This is a genomic window from Methanomicrobiales archaeon HGW-Methanomicrobiales-1, from assembly GCA_002839675.1.
Taxonomy (GTDB): domain Archaea; phylum Halobacteriota; class Methanomicrobia; order Methanomicrobiales; family Methanospirillaceae; genus Methanoregula.
On the sequence record PGYM01000002.1, the window covers coordinates 245,314 to 265,498 of the forward strand.

Annotated in this window: 20 protein-coding genes; 14 read left to right on the top strand and 6 right to left on the bottom strand. The window is 52.6% G+C overall.

The features are described from left to right. The first annotated feature begins 44 nt into the window (after positions 1–44). Entirely contained in the window at positions 45–701 is a 657-nt protein-coding gene (locus tag CVV30_07550) for a peptidylprolyl isomerase (protein ID PKL69406.1), read from the top strand. A gap of 79 nt (positions 702–780) precedes the next feature. Further along, positions 781–1,248 (top strand): peptidylprolyl isomerase, encoded by a 468-nt coding sequence (locus tag CVV30_07555; protein PKL69407.1) that lies wholly within the window; start codon positions 781–783, stop codon positions 1,246–1,248. 776 nt (positions 1,249–2,024) lie between these two features. Here CVV30_07555 and CVV30_07560 read toward each other — a convergent pair. From CVV30_07560 to CVV30_07575, 4 genes are all read right to left on the bottom strand, one after another. Beyond that, positions 2,025–2,534 carry a GTP-binding protein gene (locus CVV30_07560; protein PKL69408.1) on the bottom strand — a complete coding sequence of 170 codons (510 nt, stop codon included), beginning with the start codon at positions 2,532–2,534 and terminating at the stop codon, positions 2,025–2,027. Positions 2,535–2,641: 107 nt separating this feature from the next. Then, complete coding sequence (locus CVV30_07565; GenBank protein ID PKL69409.1) at positions 2,642–4,837, bottom strand: elongation factor EF-2; 2,196 nt, start codon at positions 4,835–4,837, stop codon at positions 2,642–2,644. Positions 4,838–4,861: 24 nt separating this feature from the next. Further along, positions 4,862–5,452 carry a 30S ribosomal protein S7 gene (locus tag CVV30_07570; protein ID PKL69773.1) on the bottom strand — a complete coding sequence of 197 codons (591 nt, stop codon included), beginning with the start codon at positions 5,450–5,452 and terminating at the stop codon, positions 4,862–4,864. A gap of 5 nt (positions 5,453–5,457) precedes the next feature. Further along, positions 5,458–5,886: a 30S ribosomal protein S12 gene (locus tag CVV30_07575; protein ID PKL69410.1), complete on the bottom strand. Its 429-nt coding sequence runs from the start codon at positions 5,884–5,886 to the stop codon at positions 5,458–5,460. A gap of 164 nt (positions 5,887–6,050) precedes the next feature. Between CVV30_07575 and CVV30_07580 the strand changes: the two genes are divergently transcribed. The 11 genes from CVV30_07580 to CVV30_07630 all read left to right on the top strand — a co-directional run bounded on the left by CVV30_07580 (position 6,051) and on the right by CVV30_07630 (position 15,813). Further along, entirely contained in the window at positions 6,051–6,452 is a 402-nt protein-coding gene (locus tag CVV30_07580; protein ID PKL69411.1) for a 6-carboxytetrahydropterin synthase, read from the top strand. Then, a complete protein-coding gene (locus CVV30_07585; protein ID PKL69412.1) occupies positions 6,453–7,061 on the top strand; it encodes a 7-carboxy-7-deazaguanine synthase in 609 nt (202 codons plus the stop codon). Beyond that, positions 7,058–7,723 (top strand): 7-cyano-7-deazaguanine synthase QueC, encoded by a 666-nt coding sequence (gene queC, locus CVV30_07590; GenBank protein PKL69413.1) that lies wholly within the window; start codon positions 7,058–7,060, stop codon positions 7,721–7,723. The genes CVV30_07585 and queC overlap by 4 nt, the downstream gene beginning before the upstream one ends. Continuing rightward, the gene (locus tag CVV30_07595; GenBank protein ID PKL69414.1) at positions 7,724–8,221 is read left to right on the top strand and encodes an NUDIX hydrolase; all 498 of its coding nucleotides are present in this window, start codon (positions 7,724–7,726) and stop codon (positions 8,219–8,221) included. Next, on the top strand, positions 8,221–9,156 hold the full coding sequence (locus tag CVV30_07600) for an alpha/beta hydrolase (protein ID PKL69774.1): 936 nt from the start codon (positions 8,221–8,223) through the stop codon (positions 9,154–9,156). Before CVV30_07595 ends, CVV30_07600 begins: the two co-directional genes overlap by 1 nt. Positions 9,157–9,164: 8 nt before the next feature. Then, on the top strand, positions 9,165–10,436 hold the full coding sequence (gene prf1, locus CVV30_07605; protein PKL69415.1) for a peptide chain release factor 1: 1,272 nt from the start codon (positions 9,165–9,167) through the stop codon (positions 10,434–10,436). Further along, positions 10,436–12,100: an arginine--tRNA ligase gene (locus CVV30_07610; GenBank protein ID PKL69416.1), complete on the top strand. Its 1,665-nt coding sequence runs from the start codon at positions 10,436–10,438 to the stop codon at positions 12,098–12,100. Before prf1 ends, CVV30_07610 begins: the two co-directional genes overlap by 1 nt. Continuing rightward, positions 12,081–12,980 carry a 4-demethylwyosine synthase TYW1 gene (gene twy1, locus CVV30_07615; protein ID PKL69417.1) on the top strand — a complete coding sequence of 300 codons (900 nt, stop codon included), beginning with the start codon at positions 12,081–12,083 and terminating at the stop codon, positions 12,978–12,980. Before CVV30_07610 ends, twy1 begins: the two co-directional genes overlap by 20 nt. Continuing rightward, positions 12,977–14,629 carry an O-phosphoserine--tRNA ligase gene (locus tag CVV30_07620; protein PKL69418.1) on the top strand — a complete coding sequence of 551 codons (1,653 nt, stop codon included), beginning with the start codon at positions 12,977–12,979 and terminating at the stop codon, positions 14,627–14,629. The genes twy1 and CVV30_07620 overlap by 4 nt, the downstream gene beginning before the upstream one ends. Before the next feature lie 541 nt (positions 14,630–15,170). After that, positions 15,171–15,557, top strand: coding sequence for a hypothetical protein (locus CVV30_07625; protein PKL69419.1), 387 nt, complete (start codon positions 15,171–15,173; stop codon positions 15,555–15,557). A gap of 22 nt (positions 15,558–15,579) precedes the next feature. Continuing rightward, positions 15,580–15,813, top strand: coding sequence for a transcriptional regulator (locus CVV30_07630; protein PKL69775.1), 234 nt, complete (start codon positions 15,580–15,582; stop codon positions 15,811–15,813). Positions 15,814–15,824: 11 nt separating this feature from the next. On the opposite strand, the gene CVV30_07635 is transcribed toward CVV30_07630, so the two are convergent. After that, on the bottom strand, positions 15,825–18,134 hold the full coding sequence (locus tag CVV30_07635; protein ID PKL69420.1) for a DEAD/DEAH box helicase: 2,310 nt from the start codon (positions 18,132–18,134) through the stop codon (positions 15,825–15,827). Further along, positions 18,124–19,212 carry an exonuclease gene (locus CVV30_07640; GenBank protein ID PKL69421.1) on the bottom strand — a complete coding sequence of 363 codons (1,089 nt, stop codon included), beginning with the start codon at positions 19,210–19,212 and terminating at the stop codon, positions 18,124–18,126. Before CVV30_07640 ends, CVV30_07635 begins: the two co-directional genes overlap by 11 nt. Positions 19,213–19,390: 178 nt before the next feature. Here CVV30_07640 and CVV30_07645 point away from each other — a divergent pair, with 178 nt between their 5' ends. Then, positions 19,391–20,161, top strand: a complete 771-nt coding sequence (locus CVV30_07645) for a TIGR01458 family HAD-type hydrolase (protein ID PKL69422.1) — start codon at positions 19,391–19,393, stop codon at positions 20,159–20,161. Positions 20,162–20,185 lie beyond the last annotated feature (24 nt).

The following is a 20,185-nucleotide window of genomic DNA, read 5'->3' on the forward strand; positions in this document are numbered from 1 at the left end:
TGTCCCGCAACTTCTTTTTTCTTATCATTCCAACTATTCTTACTATGTCATCACCCGTGCGCACCGCACTTCTGGCATGTGTTCTCATAGCGGCATTTCTTCTCGCTGCGGGATGCACCCAGCAACCGGTATCACCAGTCAGTACCGAAACGACAACCAGGACCATTGCGGCAACTCCCGTAATAACAACGGTTACCGCCACGCCCGCCGTGACCGTACCTGCCACGCTCTCCACAGAGCCATGGAAACGGGTCCGGCTTTCGACAGACATGGGAGATATCGTTATCGCGCTCGACCCGACCATGCCCATCACCACGGGCAACTTCGAGACGCTCGTGAACAAAGGATACTACAACAATGTGATCTTCCACCGGGTCATGCCCGGTTTCATGATCCAGGGCGGCGACCCGACCGGTACCGGCCGCGGTGGCCCGGGTTATCTGATTGCTGATGAGTTCGGGACAAACAACCAGAACAACCGTGGGACCATTGCAATGGCAAACGCCGGCCCCAACACCGGCGGATCACAGTTCTTCATCAATCTGGTAAACAACAATTACCTTGATACCATACACCCGGTCTTTGGGAAAGTTGTGGAAGGTATGGACGTTGTCGACACGATCGCCAAAGTGCCGACATCCGGCGGACCGTTATACCACCCGCTCCAGAACGTGACGATCGTAAAAGCGGTCATGATCTGATCTCTTTTTTTCCTGCCCGCACAGTGCGGACATTCGCAACACAGAAGAATCCCCGGATCCAATACTATTGCAGCATACCATGACAGCACCAGCAGGAAATTCCGTGCGGCTCGAGACGAACATGGGTAACATAACCATTGCGCTCGATCCCGCTATGCCCGTTACTGCGGGCAATTTTGAAACGCTTGTGAAAAAAGGCTTCTATGATGGCATTATCTTCCACCGGGTTATCGACGGGTTCATGCTGCAGGCCGGTTGCCCGCAGGGGACCGGTATGGGCGGACCCGGTTACGCGATCAAGGATGAGTTCGGGCCAGCCAACCGGAACAACCGCGGCACCATCTCCATGGCAAACGCCGGCCCCAACACCGGCGGATCACAGTTCTTCATCAACCTTGTCAACAACAACTTCCTTGACGACAAACACCCGGTCTTTGGGAAAGTGGTTGAGGGGATGGATGTTGTCGATAAGATCGGCAAGACCAAGACCCTTCGTGGCGATCGCCCGGCCAAGGATGTAACGATCGTCCGCGCCGTGATGGTCTGAACTTTATCTTTTTTTGCCGTTACCGGGCGAAGGTTTGTTTCAAAATTTTGTACCGGTTCCAGATTTCGAAATCCTCCATTTTGGTCCGCTGACATTTGACCGGGTTCTTACTCAGCCGGATGGTGCAAACTCGTACAAAACCGATCTATTGCTTAAGATTCTGGTGCGTAAACGATTCATGCAGCACCACGAGCTCCGTGATCTGGTGCACCTGCATTTTTTCTGATGAGCCGGCTTTTTCTGGTTTTTCCGGCCGGCAGATCTCTTTTTTGAATCAAGGTTCGATTAAAAAATAAAAATCAAAGTCTGGATGAATTTTTTTGATCAAAGTCCGGTTGATCCGGAAATGATTTTCAATCGCGATCGCGTACCCGATTGAAAATTTTTGAGCGGAGTCTGGTTGATCCGGCTGAGTGGCCGGATGTACGGTTTGGGTGAGATGCCGGAGCGGGTTCACTTCTGATGTGCTGACCGGTTTTTCTCCATTTCGGTTGAAAGAATCAGAAACGGATCGCGTTTTTACATTTTCAAGCAGAGTCTGGTTGAGCTGCGAACGGATTCCAGGCAGGGGCTAGGGGGTTGATTGAAAATTTTTGAGCAGGGTCTGATTTATTTTTTTTAGGCAAGGTGTGGTTGAAAAATAAAATTCAAGGTCCGGTTAAAATTTTTAAATCAAGGTTTGATTTTTTTCAAGCAGGGTCTGCCATAAAAAACTCATACCAGGGTGGTGCAGATGTTGGTGGCGATGTGGTGCAGTGCAGGAGAAAAGAGAGGGATCAACTACGGTTAGGCCCATTCGGACGCGGTGCAAGTGTCCCGGCAAATTGCAGCAGGGCATCCATGGACTGTTGCTTGTCCTTTGCAGAAACCTTCCGTACTTCTGATGCCCCGAACTGACCGGTGAATGCATCCGGGTCTGCCCCTTCGCTGTCGCACTTGTTCAGGAATACCACAAAGGGAACCTTTGCACTCTGCAGGGTAACTGAAAGATGGCGGGTGAACTCATCCAGCAGGCTTGTCACATCCACGAGCAGGATTGCCCCGTCCATGCCTTTTGCAATAATCTCGCGGGCAAACTCAAACCGCTCCTGCCCGGGGGTCCCGTAGATATGGATATTGCACCCGTTATTCCGGAGACGGCCGAAGTCAAGCGCAACGGTTGTGGTACCTCCCGCACAGTTCGCCTCGACATGTTTCGATTCAGGATCCAGTGTTTTGATCAGGGTGGTTTTCCCTGCCCCGAATGCACCAAAGATGACAATTTTCAGTTTGCTTTCATCAGCCATTGTCATACAGATTGGGTGGAAAACATGTTTACCATTTCGGTAGAAACAATGAGAAATTTACGCCTGAAAAAATATAAAAAAATGGGACTGGGGATGGGGTAAAAAGATTATGCCGACAGGTAATCTGCCGGGGTTGGGAGCTGTTCTTTCAAGCCCTTGCGCTTGCGGATTGCAACCACAACTTCCTTGAGCATGCTGTTGGGCACGAGTTCGAATCCTGCAAACTCCGTATTCCACATAGCACGGCCTTCTGTTGCTGAACGGATATCGCCTGCAAACCCGAAGAGCTCGGCAACCGGTGCCTTACCTACAACGGTGATTGTGTCACCCTCGCTCTGCATGTCAAAGACCTGACCGCGCCGTCCCTGGATCTGGGAGGTTGCTGCCCCCATCTGGTCCATCGGGACGGTAATCTGGATCCTCTGGACTGGCTCAAGAAGTGAGTCACCAGCGATCAGCATACCTGCTTTGATGGCACTGCGCACGGCCGGGATAACCTGTGCCGGGCCACGGTGAATTGCATCCTCGTGGAGCTTCACATCGACGAGCGTCATCTTGAGATTCTGGACCGGCTCATCTGCAAGCGGACCACCGGCGAGTGCCTCGTGGATACCTTCGATGATCAGTTCCATAGTCTCATTGAGGTACTGGACACCCTTGGTCCGGTCAATGAGCATGTTGGTGGCTTTGATATCCTTGATGCTCTTGGCATCATCCTTTTCCATGCCCGCATTCATGAGGATGTCACGGCGCTCAAGCATCGGCTGGTTCATCGAGACCTCGCCTTTCTTGATCAGGTTAACAATCTCATCAGGCAGAATTTCGAGGTCGAAATAGAACCGGTTATGACGGTTCGGGGACTTGCCTTCCACAGACTCAATCTTCTGGGTTACGGTTTCACGGTAAACCACGATTGGCTCGGAGGTGATGATCTCTACACCCTTGTCGCGCTTGATACGTCCGGTAATAATCTCAAGGTGCAGTTCGCCCATACCTGAGATCAGGTGCTCACCGGTCTCTTCGTTGATGGTGATGACCAGCGTCGGGTCTTCCTTTGCAACCTGCCGGAGCACTTCAACGAGCTTGGGCAGATCCTTCATGTTCTTTGCCTCGACGGCAACGGTCATGACCGGTTCAGAGTAGTGCTTGAGTGACTCGAAGGGGGTGATTTCCAGGAGCGAGGTAACGGTCGAGCCGACCATCGCATCTCTCAGGCCGGTAACTGCGGCGATATTTCCGCCGACAATCTCATCGACCTCAACGCGCTTCGGGCCCATGAAGATACCGACCTGCTGGAGCCGGTTCTCTTTCATCGCTGAACCCATGACATAGAGGCTGTCGCCTCGCTTGATGCGTCCCGAGAAGAGACGTCCGGTGGCGACTTCCCCGGCATGGGGATCGAATGAAATGTCGGTAACCATCAGGGAAACCGGACCGTTCGGGTCGCAGGTGATCATGGCCTTGCCTTCCTTTGACTCCTTGTCGCCATGCCAGATAACCGGGATACGACGCTTCTGTGCGTCGATCGGATTGGGGAGATGGTTTACTACCATATCGAGAAGAACATCGGAGAGCGGGCTGTTCTTTGCCAGGTACTTCATGTCGCCTGCACGGCACTTGTCGAACACATCTTTGAATGAGACGCCACTCTTCTTCATGAACGGAATGGAGACTGCCCAGTTGTAGAGTGCTGACCCGAAGGCAACAGTACCCAGTCCTGCATCAAGTTTCCAGCCACTGTTATAGGCTTCCTCGTTCATACCCTTGATCAGCTTGTTGACCTTGTCGATCACTTTACCGAGCCGGATCTGCATCTCCATTTCGTCGACTTTAATCTCGTTAACGAGACGGTCAACTTTGTTGATGAAGAGAACGGGACGGACTCCCTCCTTGAGGGCCTGCCGGAGCACGGTCTCGGTCTGGGGCATGGTGCCCTCGACTGCGTCCACGAGGACAACCGCTCCATCGACCGCACGCATCGCACGGGTGACGTCGCCACCGAAGTCAACGTGACCGGGCGTATCGATCATGTTGATCAGGTAATCCTGACCTTCGTACTCATGCACCATTGAGACGTTGGATGCGTCAATAGTGATACCACGGGCCTGCTCTTCTGGATCTGAGTCCATGAAGAGCTGCTTTCCTGCAAGCTCCTCAGAGATGATGCCTGCACCTGAAAGCAGGTTGTCAGAAAGAGTCGTCTTGCCGTGGTCAATGTGTGCCACAATACCGATGTTCCGAATGTGCTTCGGTTCCTTCATGAGCTCAGTTACGCGCTCGACTGATTTTTTGCCGCGGACCATGAAAATTACCTCAAAAAAAGATGTTTAACGGGCGGATTTTGCAATGCGCTCGCGTTCTTCCTTTTTCCCTACCGAGAAACACTTCATGTCGCCCTTTGAGGCGGCGATGAGTTCATCGGCGAGAACTGCACTTGCACTCTTCTTGCTCGTGCTGGATCCTTTCAGGGTTGCTTCTGCAAGGAAACCAATGGCGGTATCGACACGACGCATGGGGGCGGTGTCAACCGACTTCGGGACGTTGATACCACCGTATTTCAGACGGACGGTCTCTTCCCGGGGACCGGCGTTGGCGATTGCCTCAACCAGAACATCGATGGGGTTGCGCTTGGTCTTCTTGTTGATGATCTCGAAAGCATCCCGCACGATCCGGATTGCCAGCTGCTTCTTTCCGGTATTATTCTCGGTCTGCATGAGGCGGTTGATAAGCCGCTCGACAATCATCATGTTGCTCTTGCCAAATTCCTGGCGGGAGAACTTGCCGCAGGAGTGGGGGATGATCTGGGCGGTGAGAGTCACATAGCGTATAAGACTGGGATCGATAACCTTGACTTCGCCAACGTCCCACTTATTGAACAGCAGTTTCTGGCCAGCGGCCTTTGCTTCGGTTTCTGTCATCTCAATCACCTGCGCGGTTTCTCTTTCCTGCCAATTACCATTTCGTGGAGGCAGACATTATTCACCTTGGTAACCACGTACCGGACTCCAGGGATATCTCCCATGGAACGACCGAGACGACCGCCGATGCCTTCGATCTCGACTTCGTCGTGCTCATCGATGAAGTTGATTGCACCGTCGCCCACTGCAAACGCGGTGACCTGACGTCCGTTCTTGATCAACTGCACGCGCACGCACTTCCGGATAGCTGAGTTGGGCTGTTTTGCCTCAACACCGACCTTCTCCAGCACGATACCTCTTGCCTGTGGAGCGCCCTCACACGGGTCTGACTTCACATCAAGATTGAGCTCACGGCGGGCGTAGTTCTTGTCTGCCCACCGGAACTTATTTGAGTCCCGAACCATCTTTCTGGCTGCAAATTTACCCTGTCCCATTAAATAACCTCATTTTAGTTGTTTTTGTGGTTATCGATAACCCACACTGAGATATATACAATCGCGGGGTTCCGATTTATAAATTGTGGCAATCCACCTGACTGTCCTATACTATTATCCCTACCTCATAATAATATTATATCCTGTAAGGCCAATGATATGCGATGAAAGTCGGGATCTATAAAGAGGTGCAGATCGATACCAGCCACCGTCTGCTCCATTACAAGGGCAAGTGTGCCAACCTCCACGGGCACCGGTGGAAGATTGAGGTATGGATGGAAGGCGAGCCGGACCCGGCAACGCAAATCCTGATCGATTATAGTCTGATCAAGCAGGTCATTAACAAGTACGATCACCAGATCATCCTGAACCGCGAAGACCCGATGGTCCCCCGCATCGAGGAGTTCCACCCGGTTATCACGACCCCCGGGGAGCCAACCAGTGAACTGATGGCAGTCCTTATCCGCGATGATCTCTCTGCGGTCTGCCGGGAAAGGGGAATTAAGGCAGTCGTAACGAAGATCCGTGTCTGGGAATCCCCCACAGCCTGCGCCGAGCTTACCTGAATGAATGTCACGGAAATTTTCAGGAGCCTCCAGGGCGAGGGTAAAAACCAGGGGAAATCCTGCCTCTTTATCCGGCTCGCAGGCTGCAACCTGAACTGTCACTGGTGCGATACGGAATACTCCCGGTCGGGTGGCAAGGAGATGAGTCTCGATGCAATCCTGGAACAGGTGTGGCGCATCAATCCCCCGTATGTCTGCATAACGGGTGGCGAACCGCTCATGCAGGCAGCTGAACTCGAACCATTGCTTGCATCCCTGCACAAGCGGGGCGCACATGTCGATATTGAGACAAACGGTACCTATGCATTTACCCGGTTGCAGCCATATGCCTCGATCTGCATGGATGTGAAATGCCCGTCATCCGGAGAGCAGAGCGATCTGGCTCTGCTCGATACCATCCGCCCGCAGGACAGCGTGAAGTTTGTCCTCAAGGATGAAACCGATTGCCGGTATGCACAGCAGATTATAGAATCGCATAGAATTGCCGGTGAGATCTTCTTTTCTCCGGTTACTGGAAGCAATTACTCCAATATTGCACAATTTATACTGACCAACAACCTGCCCGTCAGGTTCCAGCTGCAACTGCACAAGATCATAGGTGTGAAATGAAAGCGGTATGTTTACTTTCCGGCGGCATGGACTCGTCCACGCTTGCGTACCTGGCAAAGAGCGAAGGATATGATATCTGCGCCCTGCACCTGAACTACGGACAGAGGACTGAATCAAAAGAACTGGCATGTGCACGGAAGATTGCCTCCCTGCTCAATGCAAAAGACTTCATCGCAGTGAATGTCGGCTATTTCTCACAATTCGGCGAGAGCAGCCTCACGGACAATAAAATCGCCGTCGAGGAGTTTGATGCGGCCCGGGCACATGTTCCCAATACGTATGTGCCGTTCCGGAATGCCAACCTGCTTTCCATTGCAACCAGTTTTGCCGAGGCGAAAGGTGCAGAGGCAATCTTCATCGGAGTCCAGTCGCTCGATTATAGCGGTTACCCGGACTGCCGCCCCCAGTTTATCGAAGCATTCCAGCGCGTGATCGATCTGGGTACTAAAGATACAACTAAGATAATGCTGAAGACCCCCTTCATCCACATGACAAAGACAGACATCCTGAATGTCGGTATGAAACTCGGCGTTCCGTACGAGCACACATGGTCCTGTTACCGGAATGAGGGCAAAGCCTGCGGCACCTGCGGGTCGTGCCATTTCCGGAAAGAAGCCTTTGCTGCAATTGGAAGACAGGACCCGATCCCTTACGAGGAATAAATGGAGATCTTTCGCGGCAGGCGTCTCTGGATAGAGAGTCGTATGATCCGGCTCCCGAATGGGATTGAACGGGAAAAGGTCATTGTTCACCCCAGCAATGCCGTGGCTATTCTCCCCCTTGATGGTGACCGGTGCAAACTGGTAAAACAATACCGGTATGCCATCGACCAGTACATATTCGAAGCCCCGGCAGGAACCATGGAACCGGGCGAAGACCCGTTGCAGACCGCTCACCGGGAATTGATCGAAGAGACGGGTTTTGCAGCCAAGGAAATGCAGGAAAAAGGGTTCATTTATACAACACCGGGATATACCGATGAGAAGATCTTCTTATTCGAAGCCCGGGACCTCTCCCTCTCGCAGGAGTACGGGAAAGACGAAGACGAAATAATTGAGGTGGTGGATGTTGCCATCCGCGACCTGCCGGCCATGATCCGTGATGGCACGATCATTGATGCAAAGACGATCTGCTTAATCCACCGCTGTTTCGGGTGTTAATCGTGCGTTCTTTTCTTACCATTGGAGTAATCATTGTCCTGCTCATCGCATGTGCCGGATGTACAGGTACACCCGCTGCTGAAGCAAAACCTGCATACTCAGTAGATAACAATGGTATCCTTTCCGTTACCTGCGCCCCGGTTACGACAAGTGAAGAAGTGCTCGTCTCCAATGAGACCTATACGAAGTCCCGGATTGTCCTGCATACGCAAAGCGGCGATGTGGTCACGTACCTTGCTGCACCCAAAAACCCGAAGGCGGTAATCGTGTATGCTCCCGGTGCGGGTGAGAAGATCACCGGCCACGAGGAACGGATGGTCCGGTACGCAGCAGCCGGCTATGCATTCATGTTTGCAGATACCCGCGGGAATGGTGCGGAAACCCCCGGCGTTCCTTTCAGCCAGCAGCTCGTCCAGCAGGACTTCAGCCGGTTTGAGAAGGGGGACTGGCCACAATATTACCTCACGGTCTGCGATCTGGTCAGCGCGCAGAAGATTGTTTCCGACCGGTTCTCAGTCCCGGTCTATGCTATGGGATCGAGTAATGGCGGGCGATATGCAGCCGTCGCAGCAGGTGTTGATCCCCAATTCGCCGGGTACGTGGGAATATCCACATCCAACTGGGGATTACTCGACTCCGTGATACAACAGGGATATACGGGAGATCCCGTACGGTTCGCCACCTCGATCGAGCCCGGCACCTATTTCACAAAAATTGCCCCGCGCCCGGTCTGGATCTTCCATGCAGCAGGTGACCCGATCATCCCGTTTGCCAGCGGAAAACAGTTCTTTGACTCAGCACAGGAGCCTAAGACCTTCACCGAATTTTCCGGAGATCATGGGATCAACAGTGATGTCGATACGCAGATCATTATGCACTGGGCGCAAATTTATGGCCCACGAGAGTCTATAAGTAATAGCTCTAGAGAGGTTTGAGACCGGCAATGGCAGAAGAACGGGAGATGGACGACGCGCGAAAGCGTTACGAGTTCAAAAAGGCGCTCGAGAAGCTCGAGTTACAGCAGGGAGACGGGACGGAACTTATTACGATCTATATCCCCCCTGACAAGCAGATCTACGATGTTACCAACCAGCTCAAGGACGAGTTTGGCCAGTGCGCCAACATCAAGAGCAAGCAGACCAAGACCAATGTCCAGAGCGCCATCTCCTCCATCCTCTCACGGCTCAAGTACTACAAGCGCCCGCCCCTGCATGGCCTTGCGGTCTTCTGTGGTACCGTCAAAACCTATGGCGATCGTACGGATCTCCAGTGCACGATCGTAGAGCCTCCCGAACCACTCAACCTCTACATGTACCGCTGCAGCTCGAACTTTGAGCTCGAGCCGCTCAAGCAGATGCTCGAAGAAAAGTCTATCTACGGGCTTCTCGTCCTTGACCGGCGGGAAGCGTACTGGGGCTTTTTACGCGGCAACCGGATCGAACCTGTTGGCGGTACAACGTCAACAGTTCCGGGAAAGACGCGCAAAGGCGGCCAGTCCGCTGCCCGGTTCGGGCGTCTCAGGGAGATTGCGATTGCCGAGTTCTATACAAGAATCGGGGAGCGATCCAGTGCCATATTCCTTGCAGAGAAAGATTTCTTCGAGCGATTCAAAGGTCTGCTGATAGGGGGCCCCAGCCCGACAAAAGAGGAGTTTGAAGCCGGTAACTTCCTCCATCACGAGATCCAGAAGCGGATCATCGGGATCTTTGATGTAGCATATACCAACGAAGACGGTCTCTCCGAACTGGTGGATGCGGCAAAGGATGCGCTCAAAGGCATGACCGTAGTCAAGGAAAAAGCGCTCATGGATAGGTACCTCAGAGAGCTCGTCAAGGATGCCAGCATTGCAGCTTATGGGGAAGATAGCATCCGGAAAAATCTTGAAATCGGGGCCGTCGATACCCTGCTTCTCTCGGCAAACCTCCGTAAATCCCGGCTCCGGATAAAATGCCAGAACTGCGATTTCACGGATGAAAAGACGGTTCACATCGATGCAGGAAAAACAGTCGGGGACATCCCTCTCGGTTCTTGCCCGAAATGTACGGCACCGCTTATCCTCGATGAGGAGATCGATATCGTCGATGAACTAACCAAACTCGCTGAACAGAGCAGTGCCAAAGTCGAGCTTATTTCCGATGATTTTGAAGAAGGATCGATCCTCTTCACCGCTTTCGGCGGGATTGCCGCAATACTGCGCTACAGGACGGGATGCTGATGTTACTGGAAAAACGAATACTACTGGAGCGCGTACTCAGGGAGAGTACCGGCATGGAAGATGTGCTGCTGGCCGAAGGCGGGGAGCATGCCGACCTTGCAACGACTATCGCATTCGCACTGGCAAAGCAGAAAAAACAGGCACCGGTCAAGATCGCACAGGATCTTGTCGCCGAGCTTGCGAAACATCCTGAACTCACAGGAATTCAGGTTGAAGCCAAAGGCCCGTATATCAATTTCATTTTCGGCAAGGAATATGTCAGCGAGACAATAAAAGCCGCAGTGAAACCGGGTTATGGTTCACTTGAGAAAAAAACAACCCGTGTTGTTCTCGAACACACGAGCGCCAACCCTAACGGTCCGCTCCATGTGGGACACATCCGGAACTCAATCATCGGTGACACCCTTGCCCGGGCATTCCGCAAGGCTGGCTACCGGCTCGAAGTCCAGTACTATGTCAATGATATGGGCCGGCAGATCGCAATCGTCGTCTGGGGGTTCACTCATCTTGACAGCACTCAGCAGGAGGGCGAGAAAGAGGATGCCCATATTGCCCGCATCTATATTGCAGCAAACCGCGAGATCGAGAAGGATCCGGAGATCACCCAGCAGGTCAATGAACTGATGCAGCTGGTGGAGAAAGGCGATACTCCCACGGTCAAGAAGTTCAGGAACGAGGTCTCGCGCTGCCTTGACGGGTTCAAGGTCACGATGAAAAACCTCAACGTGGCTCACGACCGGTTTGTCTGGGAGAGCGATTTCATCCGGAACGGGTACACCGAGAAGATCATCAACCGGATCAGGAAACTTCCGCAGGCACGACAGGAAGAGACCCTTGCACTCGATCTCTCGGAGTTCGGGTTCGAGAACAAGTACGTGATCCGGCGCAGTGACGGTACCTCGGTCTATGCAGCCCGCGACCTTGCATTCCATGCATGGAAAGGAGCGAACTTTGACCGGATGATCGATGTGCTTGGTGCTGATCACAAGCTGATTGGCGCCCAGCTCCAGTGCACCATGAAACTGCTCGGGGAGAAGGTACCGGAGATCGTCCACTTCGAGTTCGTATCCCTGCCAGATGGGTCGATGAGCACCCGGGCAGGCAAGTTCATCTCGGCCGATGACCTGATCACCGAGATCAACAAGCGGGCATTCGATGAAGTGACCGCACGGAGACCCGAACTCGATGAGCCGGCCCGGAGGGCAATTGCACAATCAGTCGGTCTTGCAGCAGTCCGGTATGATATCGTGAAGGTATCCCCCGAAAAGAGCACGGTCTTTGACTGGAAGGAAGCGCTGGACTTCGAGCGCCAGAGCGGGCCGTACATCCAGTACTCCCATGCCCGAGCCTGCAGTATCTTAGAGAAAGCAGGACCTTTTGAGGAATGCTACGATCTTGAGACACCGGCTGAGATTGCCCTTGCCAAACAGATTGCGAAGCTGCCCATGGTCATCGAACGGGTGATCGCAGAACTTCGTCCGCATATCCTTGCCACGTACTCCCGCGAACTTGCCGATACCTTCAACTCGTTCTACCACTTCGACCCGGTACTGAAGAGCGAGGGAAAAGTCCGCGATAGACGGCTTACCCTCGTGAAAGCAGCGCAGAACACCCTCAAAGAGTCGTTAGAGACACTTGGGATCGATGCCATCCGCACCATGTAATGCCCTGCGAAAGCAGGGATACCAGTTTTTTTCAAAGACTTCAGGCGCTGCTCTCAAGCCCTGCATGTGGTGCAAACGGGCACTTATGGGCGGTGACATGTGTTACAAGCACCAGTTCTATGGGATTGACAGCCACCGTTGCGTCCAGATGACCCCCACCCTGCGCTGCAACCAGCGCTGCCTATTCTGCTGGAGATCCTACGAAGAAGAGATGCCCGAGGAAAAGGAGTGCTCTCCGGAAACAATTCTGGCCGGATTACACAAGTTCCAGAAAAAAGCTCTTGCCGGGTACAATTCCATCCTCGATAATACAGTCACTTCCGAAAAGTGGCAGGAAGCCCTGGATCCAAAACACGTCGCGATCTCGCTCTCCGGGGAACCGACACTCTACAGCCAGCTCCCGGCGCTGATCGATCTCTTCAACGATAAAGGCTATACAACATTTCTCGTGAGCAACGGAACAAATCCTGACATGCTCCGGAGGTGCCACCCGTACCAGATGTATGTCTCGCTCGATGCGCCGGATCGGGAGACCTACATCGCGGTATGCCGCCCGGAGGAGGATTACTGGGAGCAGGTAAATGAGAGCCTTGCCCTGCTGGGAACGCGGCGATCCGCAGTGCGGATTACCCTTGTCAAGGGTCTCAACGATTTCTCTCCGGAAAAATACGCCGCGATCCTGCAGGATTCGGGCGCGTCATTTGTGGAAGTGAAGGGATATATGTATCTGGGATACAGTAGAAACCGGTTGGCTAGAGAGAACATGCCGGCGCATGAGTATGTACGATCGTTTGCAGAAAAGATTGCAGCAGCGTGCGATTACCGGTTTAAAGATGAGAATATTTTGAGCAGAGTGGTCTGCCTGGAGCGTATAACATGAGATTCAATCCCGAAGAATGGAAGCGAAAATCACGTGAGAATTTTGAAGGTGCATGGCATGAAGGGCCATCTGTAGTTACACCGCCGGGACATGCGGCAACATACCCATGCCTTACGTTCAAACGGGCCCAGGCGCACCCGATCTTTGCCACGATAAACCGGCTCCGCGAGACCTACCTTTCGCTGGGATTCGATGAAGCCGAAAACCCAGTCATCATCGAGGAACAGGACATCTACCGGCAGTTCGGCCCCGAGGCAATGGCCGTGCTCGACCGGGTCTTCTATCTCGGGGGACTTCCCCGTCCGAACGTGGGGATCGCCCGGAAACAGCTCGATGAGATCAATGAGATCCTGATGAGCCATCGGAGCCCGCTCGCACACGGGGATACCGTGCCGGTCGAACAAGCTCACCTGCATGAACATTACAAATCCATGACAAAAGAAACCGAGGAGCACCTGCGCGAGACGCTCCACGCGTACAAGAAATCGGAGATCGACGGGGACGAACTGACCTTCGAGCTCTCCAAGGTGCTTGGGGTGGATGACGCGCTGGTTGTGCACATCCTCGACGTTGTTTTTCCGGAGTTCAGGGCACTCGTTCCGGAATCTTCGCGTTCAACGCTCCGCAGCCACATGACGAGCGGCTGGTTCATGACTCTCGGAGCGATCTGGGAGAAAACAGCGCTTCCCATCCGTATGTTCTCAGTTGACCGGTGTTTCCGGCGCGAACAGGCTGAAGGGCCGACCCGTCTCATGACCTATCATTCGGCATCGTGTATCATTGCCGGAGAAAATGTCACCATTGAAGATGGTAAAGCCGTCAGCGAGGCACTCCTTTCCGCATTCGGGTACACTGATTTCCGGTTCCAGCCGGATGAGAAACGTTCCAAGTATTATATGCCGGATTCGCAGACCGAGGTCTATGCCCGCCACCCGGTACATGGCTGGGTTGAGGTGGCAACGTTTGGGATGTACTCCCCCTCAGCACTTGCCGAGTACGGTATCGGCGTACCGGTCATGAACCTCGGGTTAGGTGTAGAGCGACTCGCGATGATTGCGTACAATTCAAATGACGTCCGTCAACTCTGTTTCCCCCAGTTCTTCCCCCGACCCATTACTGACCGGGATATTGCCCGGGCGGTTCATGTACGGGAAGAACCGGCATCCCCGGAAGGAAAGCAGCTTGCAGCAGCAATTATCCGTGTCGCTACCGCAAATGGCGCCGCTGCCGGACCATGCTCATTCGATGCATGGGAAGGGACTCTTGGCGGAGTAGCGATAAAAGTGGCAGTAGAAGAGCCGGAATCCAATGCAAAGCTCTGCGGTCCCGCCTGCGCCAATGAAATATTCGTCCATGAAGGATCGATTCTGGGTGTGCCGGATGTTGAGAAGTGGAAACAGGCGCGGACAGAGGGAGTCTCAACCGGCATCAGCTACCTGAGCGCAGTTGCAGCGCTCGCCGCTGCCCGCATCGAAGAAGCTGCCCGGTGCGGGAAGGCCACCACGGTGCAGGTGAAGATGGCAAAACTCCCCAGTGACATTAACCTGAAGATCGAGGAGTTCGCAATGCGTGCAATAACAGATAATAACAAAAAAGTGGACGTAAGGGGCCCGGTATTCCTTTCCGTCAGTTCAACAATCAAAGAATAATTTTTTTTCTTGCTCTGGACAAATCCTCTTGCTCTTTTGGATTCTCTCACTTTTTTTGCGTTCATAAGTATTGATTATCTATCACGCTTTCAAGTCAGGGGGAGGATGGGGGTCGCGTGGGTACATTTGCACGGCCTAAACTCAACCCGTGACCCTGAATCTGCCACTCATTCCCGGCAGGTTAACGGCGTTGAGATCATTCCACAGGATCACGAAAACCGCAGGAGGTACTGATGGCAATTATCAAGTGTACCCACGCGACCCCCTCCATGCCCACTTGAATTCCGGACATATTTTATCCTGATTTACGTCGACGATTGGTGTTTTTTGTGCCGGGATCCACTGAGGGGGGTCACATGGGTACAGTTGGAATGCCGGGGTGACTCCCGAAACCCCGTGGGTCACGGTAGATGATGGAAACATTCCTGATCACCCCCTCCGGGAATCAATGCTCAAAATGGGGGTCTCGTACATATGTTAGAAATAGATAACATTAATATGAAATAGTGTTAGAAATAGATAACACACAGGACTGATAGAAATGAAACCCAGAAATCTCTACCGCATAATCATCGGAATACTAATGATCATCAGCGGTATCGCTTCCATGATCCTGACCGCGGGTGAAGCCATCATCGGGACTATCCTGCTTGTAGCAGGACTTGCCTTCCTTATCACGGGGATCACCCGGCACCGGCAATATGGGAATGAGCCGGAATCTGATGAGCGCTCAAAAAAGATCGGTGCATACGGGCTGTCCTATGCATGGCTCACCGGCCTGCTCTTTATGTTCTGCCTGTTCTGGCTGGATTATCTGGGACTATTAAGGCTGGGAACCCAGGTTGCACTTGCACTGTCCATTGTCGTGCTTGCACTCTCTGCCCGGCTCTATCAGATCTATCTGTTCCGGAAAGGGGATGTGGAATAGGATATAATTGGAGTACACAATTGTGCAGACCAGAATCAAAGAATTCCGGACGCGTTTTTCCCTTACACAGGATGATCTCGCAAAAAAAGTAGGTGTGCGAAGGGAGACAATCGTCTTTTTGGAACAGGGAAAATATAATCCGTCCCTCAAACTCGCCCATGATGTAGCCCGGACCCTGCATACCACGATAGACGAACTCTTCATTTTTGAAGACGAGGTGCAGGGACAGGAAAGCGGGATCGTTCTCGAAGACTAGCAACAGAGAATTCACGAAGAGGCTGTTTCAGAGCTCATGGAATCCATGACGGGTTCAGAAATTACCGGTTCCCGGCAGAGGTCTCCAAGAATAAGCATGGTCGCATTCTTATCGAGGGGTTGGTTGTCATTGCCACATTTTGGGGAGTAAATGCAGGACGGGCAGCCATCTTCGCACCGGCAGTCCCGGACCAGTGCATGGGCGGTGGCAAACAGATCGGGCAGGATCTCGTAGGCTTTCTCAGCAAGTCCGATACCTCCTTCATAGCCATCATAAACAAATATGACCGGCTCTCCGTTCTCACCATATGCGGCTGATGACAATCCGCCAATATCCCAGCGATCGCACATCACATGCAGAGGCATGAGGGCAATGATGGCATGCTCTGCACCATGCAGTCCGCCGGCAAAATCCAGGTTCCCTTTCAAAATGTTCTGCTCCGTATGGGGAGAAGGGATGAGCCAGAATGCTTTTGTCCTGAAGGTGAGCGGGGGGAGACAGAGGGGTTCAACACCCAGAATGGTATCGCCGCGTTTGATCTTGTAACCGGTATATTGTTCGGTCACTTCCACTACTCCAAAGGCACATTTCACCCCATTCAATTCACAGGTTTCAAGGGTCTCGATGATCGCAAGATCCACCTCTTTTAAGGGCTGCGTGTAATAGTCCACATCGGCCTCGGCCACCCGCACGGTATGGGTTTCCAGATCCATCTCCTTGACAAGATACATCTCGCCCTGGTGGAGAAGAATAGCCCCTTTGTGGGCTTCCCGGTATGCCTGAGCCCGGTCCATGGTCTCGAGCATCCTGCCATGGCACATAATCCGGAAGGTTTCTCCGGGAATCCCCCAAAGACTTACCAGGCTGGCTGCTCTGCCCCGCCCGGAATACACCCACCCGCGGGCTGTCTTCCTGACAAGATCGGTGGATGCAAGTTCCGGAAGCAATTGAGGGAATGCATCACCGAAAAATACCCGGTCTTCATCTTCGCGGAGGGGAAGCTCAGCTGCAGCGCAGAGCAGGTGCCCGGATACGATATACGGATTGTCCGTATCAACGATTGCGTGTTCGTTCGAACGCGAAAAAAACTGTTCCGGGTGGTTCATGAAGTACTGGTCAAGGGGATTGGCCTGCGCAACAAGAAGAGCAAGAGATACATCACCTTTCCTCCCGACCCGGCCGGCCTGTTGCCACGTGGACATCATGGTACCCGGGTACCCGGAAATAATCACGGCATCGAGCGATCCGATATCGATACCAAGCTCAAGTGCATTTGTCGAGACAACACCCTTCATCGTCCCATCCTTGAGACGGTTCTCGATAATCCGCCGGTCCTCGGGAAGATAACCTGCCCGGTACGCGCAGATTGCATCTGCGAGCTGAGCACTTGAACGTCGTGCATCCTCCCGCGCCCAGAGGGTAACGAGTTCCGCCATCTTCCGGGAACCAGTAAAACACAATGTCTGGAGATCGTTTTTCACGCAGGAAACCAGAAGGTCTTTTGTTTCCTGATGCGTGGAGCGTTCACCTACGCCATCGTAGAACGGGTTGTAGAGAACGAAATGTTTCCTCCCGTGAGGGGATCCATTACCGTCGATTAACTCGAATGGATGACCGGTCAGCCGGGAGGAAAATTCCTCCGGGTTTGCCAGCGTTGCCGTGGACATGATGAACTGCGGGCGTGAACCATAGTGAAGGCAAAGTCGCGACAAACGCCGGATCAGCATCGCAATATGTGAACCGAATACTCCCCGGTACCGGTGTGCCTCATCGATGACAATATACCGGAGATTGGCAAACAGCGGGCGCCATTTCATGTGCCAGGACAGGATCTGATGAATCTCATGGGGATTCGAGAGAATTATCCGCGAGTTATCCCGTATCGCCGCCCGTCGAGACTGCGGGGTGTCCCCGTCATAAATAGCGGGTTTTGCTGAAATGCCGGTATAGTCAGCCATCTGCTCAAGGGTTATAAGTTGGTCGTTTGACAGCGCTTTTGTCGGGTACAGGTATAGTGCACGAGCTTCCGGATTGGCTTCAAGCGCGGAAAAAACTGGAATATTGAACGCCAGGGTCTTACCGCTTGCTGTTGGCGTCGTGATTATCACATTTTTGCCGGCATTAACGTGGTTGATTGCATCACACTGGTGCGTGTACAGCCGGATGCCTTTCTGGTCGAGATAGGAAGTGATACTATCGGAAAGAGGTGAATCGAGTGTGCCATAACGGGGGAGGCAGGGTTCAATAATTTCGGTATGTACCACGCGGTGATGATAGACCGGGTTGGTAGCGAGAAGCCGGATTACATCCTCAACAGCCATAGGATTCCCCCATCAGATGGAAAAACAACAGGGCCAGCGAAATAATATCCTGCCTGTTGTGCTCAACGATCGGAACCAGAGGCCCGCAATTACCCGTCCGCAGGTACGTCTCATAAAATTCGGGCACCATCTGGCCGGGAATATCATCCTCGCGGTGAATGCCTAATATCTCCCGTTCCAGTGCGGTGAGGCGCATTGAGGGGAATTGACCCAGCCAGTGCCTGCGGCTGAAATGAAGGACATCAAAATGCGAAATACGGGTACTGACAGGATTGTCCATCCCGTAGTACCCGAGCCGGTCATTGATATAGGGTAGATCGAATGCTTTGCCATTAAACGTAACAAGTGCTTTTCGCTCTCCGGACAAGTGACGGATTGTTTCATAGAGTGCAGCCTGCTCCTCTTCGATATCACGGAGCAGGTACTGGTAAACATTCAGCGATCCGTTTTCCATCACCCCGATGCCAAAGAGAATGATCGGCCGGGAGAACAGACCCATAGTCTCGATATCAAGAAAGACATAATCTTCAGGTTCGTGCAGACCTGCTGCTCCCAGCACCAGGGGATGCGACTTTGCATGCCGTTTACCAATGAGTTCCATGATATCACGCGAATCCCCGTGGCACATACAGTCAATGACCGGATGGACATGCGAACGGTACTTGGGATGCTCAGCGAGGTCGTACAATGTCTCATAACCCCGTTCCCGCAGTCGTTTTTCCGTTGCCCGTCCAATCCCCCGGACAAGGGAGAGATCATTAAGAATGGTATTCCGGTAGTGATCGAGATCGAATGCCGGGGGATGAAGGGAGTGCGGGCTCGTTAACGAGAAGCAGGTCCCACGGTCATTGGTGATCTCTTCCCCGGAAAAAACCCCATCAAAAGGCCGGTCATGGTAACTGGCGATCAGATGTTCAAGCTGCTGCCGTGCCTGATCATACTCTGATGAGAAAACAACACTGTTGGAAAAACTCGTCCCGAATATGTTTCCATCCCGGACAACTTCGTATTCCTTCAGCGTCTGCATGCGCTGGTGCCAGAGGGATCCTATCCGGGCTGATGCTTGTAGAGCAGCCATCGTCAGGATTACATCCAGAAATGAACGTATAAACTTCCGGCCGTGCAGGGTGAAAGTGAAAATATTTTCAATAGTTCAATGAGACGTTTAATCTTTCCAGGGACACAATCCTTTTTGTACAGGGTGAAGCCGTGAAAAACCGGGCATTGAAACGAAAAAATGAAGGCGGTCGTGAGGCATGAAAGGAATAAAGGGTTTTCTTATCGATCTTGACGGGGTTCTTTACGTGGGAGATAAACCCATTGCAGGAGCGAAGGATACCATCGAATATCTCATGCAGGAAAATTACCCATTCCGGTTTGTCTCCAACACAACACAGAAATGCCGGAAAACCATTGCCAGCCGCTTATCCGCTATGGGATTTGATATCCCCGAGAAATACATTTTCACTCCGCCTCTTGCCGCTGTTGCGTATATGAAAAAAACCAGCAAACTGCATTGCTATCTTCTCACCACCGGGAATGTTGACCGGGATTTTGAGCAGGTTTGTGCACAAGACTCCGGTTCAAAGAAAGATTATGTGATTGTCGGCGATGCCGGGGATACGATTACGTATGACAACCTCAACACAGCCTTCCGCCACCTCATGGAGGGGGCGGAACTGATTGCACTGGAAAAAGACCGGTACTGGATGGCACACGATGGCCTCTCCCTTTCAGCCGGCCCCTTTGTGCAGGCACTTGAATTTGCATCCGGGAAAACAGCAACCGTAATGGGGAAACCTTCGAAAGCGTTCTTTGACCTTGCCCTGCACGACATGGGATTACAAAACGGGCAGGTAGCAATGATTGGCGATGATATTACCACCGATATCGGGGGAGCTCACCACGCCGGGATGAGAAGTATTCTGGTCAGGACGGGGAAATTCCGTGAAGATACAGTGAGAAACTCGACCGTAAAACCAACTTATACTATCGATTCTATCACTCATCTGAAAGATATCTTATGAAAAGCACGAACAACACAACAATGC

Bases quoted from the DNA above. Each gene is read 5' to 3' on its own strand.
- CVV30_07550 (PKL69406.1), top strand. From the start codon at position 45: ATGTCATCACCCGTGCGCACCGCACTTCTGGCATGTGTTCTCATAGCG.
- CVV30_07555 (PKL69407.1), top strand. From the start codon at position 781: ATGACAGCACCAGCAGGAAATTCCGTGCGGCTCGAGACGAACATGGGT.
- CVV30_07560 (PKL69408.1), bottom strand. From the start codon at position 2,534: ATGGCTGATGAAAGCAAACTGAAAATTGTCATCTTTGGTGCATTCGGG.
- CVV30_07565 (PKL69409.1), bottom strand. From the start codon at position 4,837: ATGGTCCGCGGCAAAAAATCAGTCGAGCGCGTAACTGAGCTCATGAAG.
- CVV30_07570 (PKL69773.1), bottom strand. From the start codon at position 5,452: ATGACAGAAACCGAAGCAAAGGCCGCTGGCCAGAAACTGCTGTTCAAT.
- CVV30_07575 (PKL69410.1), bottom strand. From the start codon at position 5,886: ATGGGACAGGGTAAATTTGCAGCCAGAAAGATGGTTCGGGACTCAAAT.
- CVV30_07580 (PKL69411.1), top strand. From the start codon at position 6,051: ATGAAAGTCGGGATCTATAAAGAGGTGCAGATCGATACCAGCCACCGT.
- CVV30_07585 (PKL69412.1), top strand. From the start codon at position 6,453: ATGAATGTCACGGAAATTTTCAGGAGCCTCCAGGGCGAGGGTAAAAAC.
- queC (PKL69413.1), top strand. From the start codon at position 7,058: ATGAAAGCGGTATGTTTACTTTCCGGCGGCATGGACTCGTCCACGCTT.
- CVV30_07595 (PKL69414.1), top strand. From the start codon at position 7,724: ATGGAGATCTTTCGCGGCAGGCGTCTCTGGATAGAGAGTCGTATGATC.
- prf1 (PKL69415.1), top strand. From the start codon at position 9,165: ATGGCAGAAGAACGGGAGATGGACGACGCGCGAAAGCGTTACGAGTTC.
- CVV30_07610 (PKL69416.1), top strand. From the start codon at position 10,436: ATGTTACTGGAAAAACGAATACTACTGGAGCGCGTACTCAGGGAGAGT.
- twy1 (PKL69417.1), top strand. From the start codon at position 12,081: ATGCCATCCGCACCATGTAATGCCCTGCGAAAGCAGGGATACCAGTTT.
- CVV30_07620 (PKL69418.1), top strand. From the start codon at position 12,977: ATGAGATTCAATCCCGAAGAATGGAAGCGAAAATCACGTGAGAATTTT.
- CVV30_07625 (PKL69419.1), top strand. From the start codon at position 15,171: ATGAAACCCAGAAATCTCTACCGCATAATCATCGGAATACTAATGATC.
- CVV30_07635 (PKL69420.1), bottom strand. From the start codon at position 18,134: ATGGCTGTTGAGGATGTAATCCGGCTTCTCGCTACCAACCCGGTCTAT.
- CVV30_07640 (PKL69421.1), bottom strand. From the start codon at position 19,212: ATGGCTGCTCTACAAGCATCAGCCCGGATAGGATCCCTCTGGCACCAG.
- CVV30_07645 (PKL69422.1), top strand. From the start codon at position 19,391: ATGAAAGGAATAAAGGGTTTTCTTATCGATCTTGACGGGGTTCTTTAC.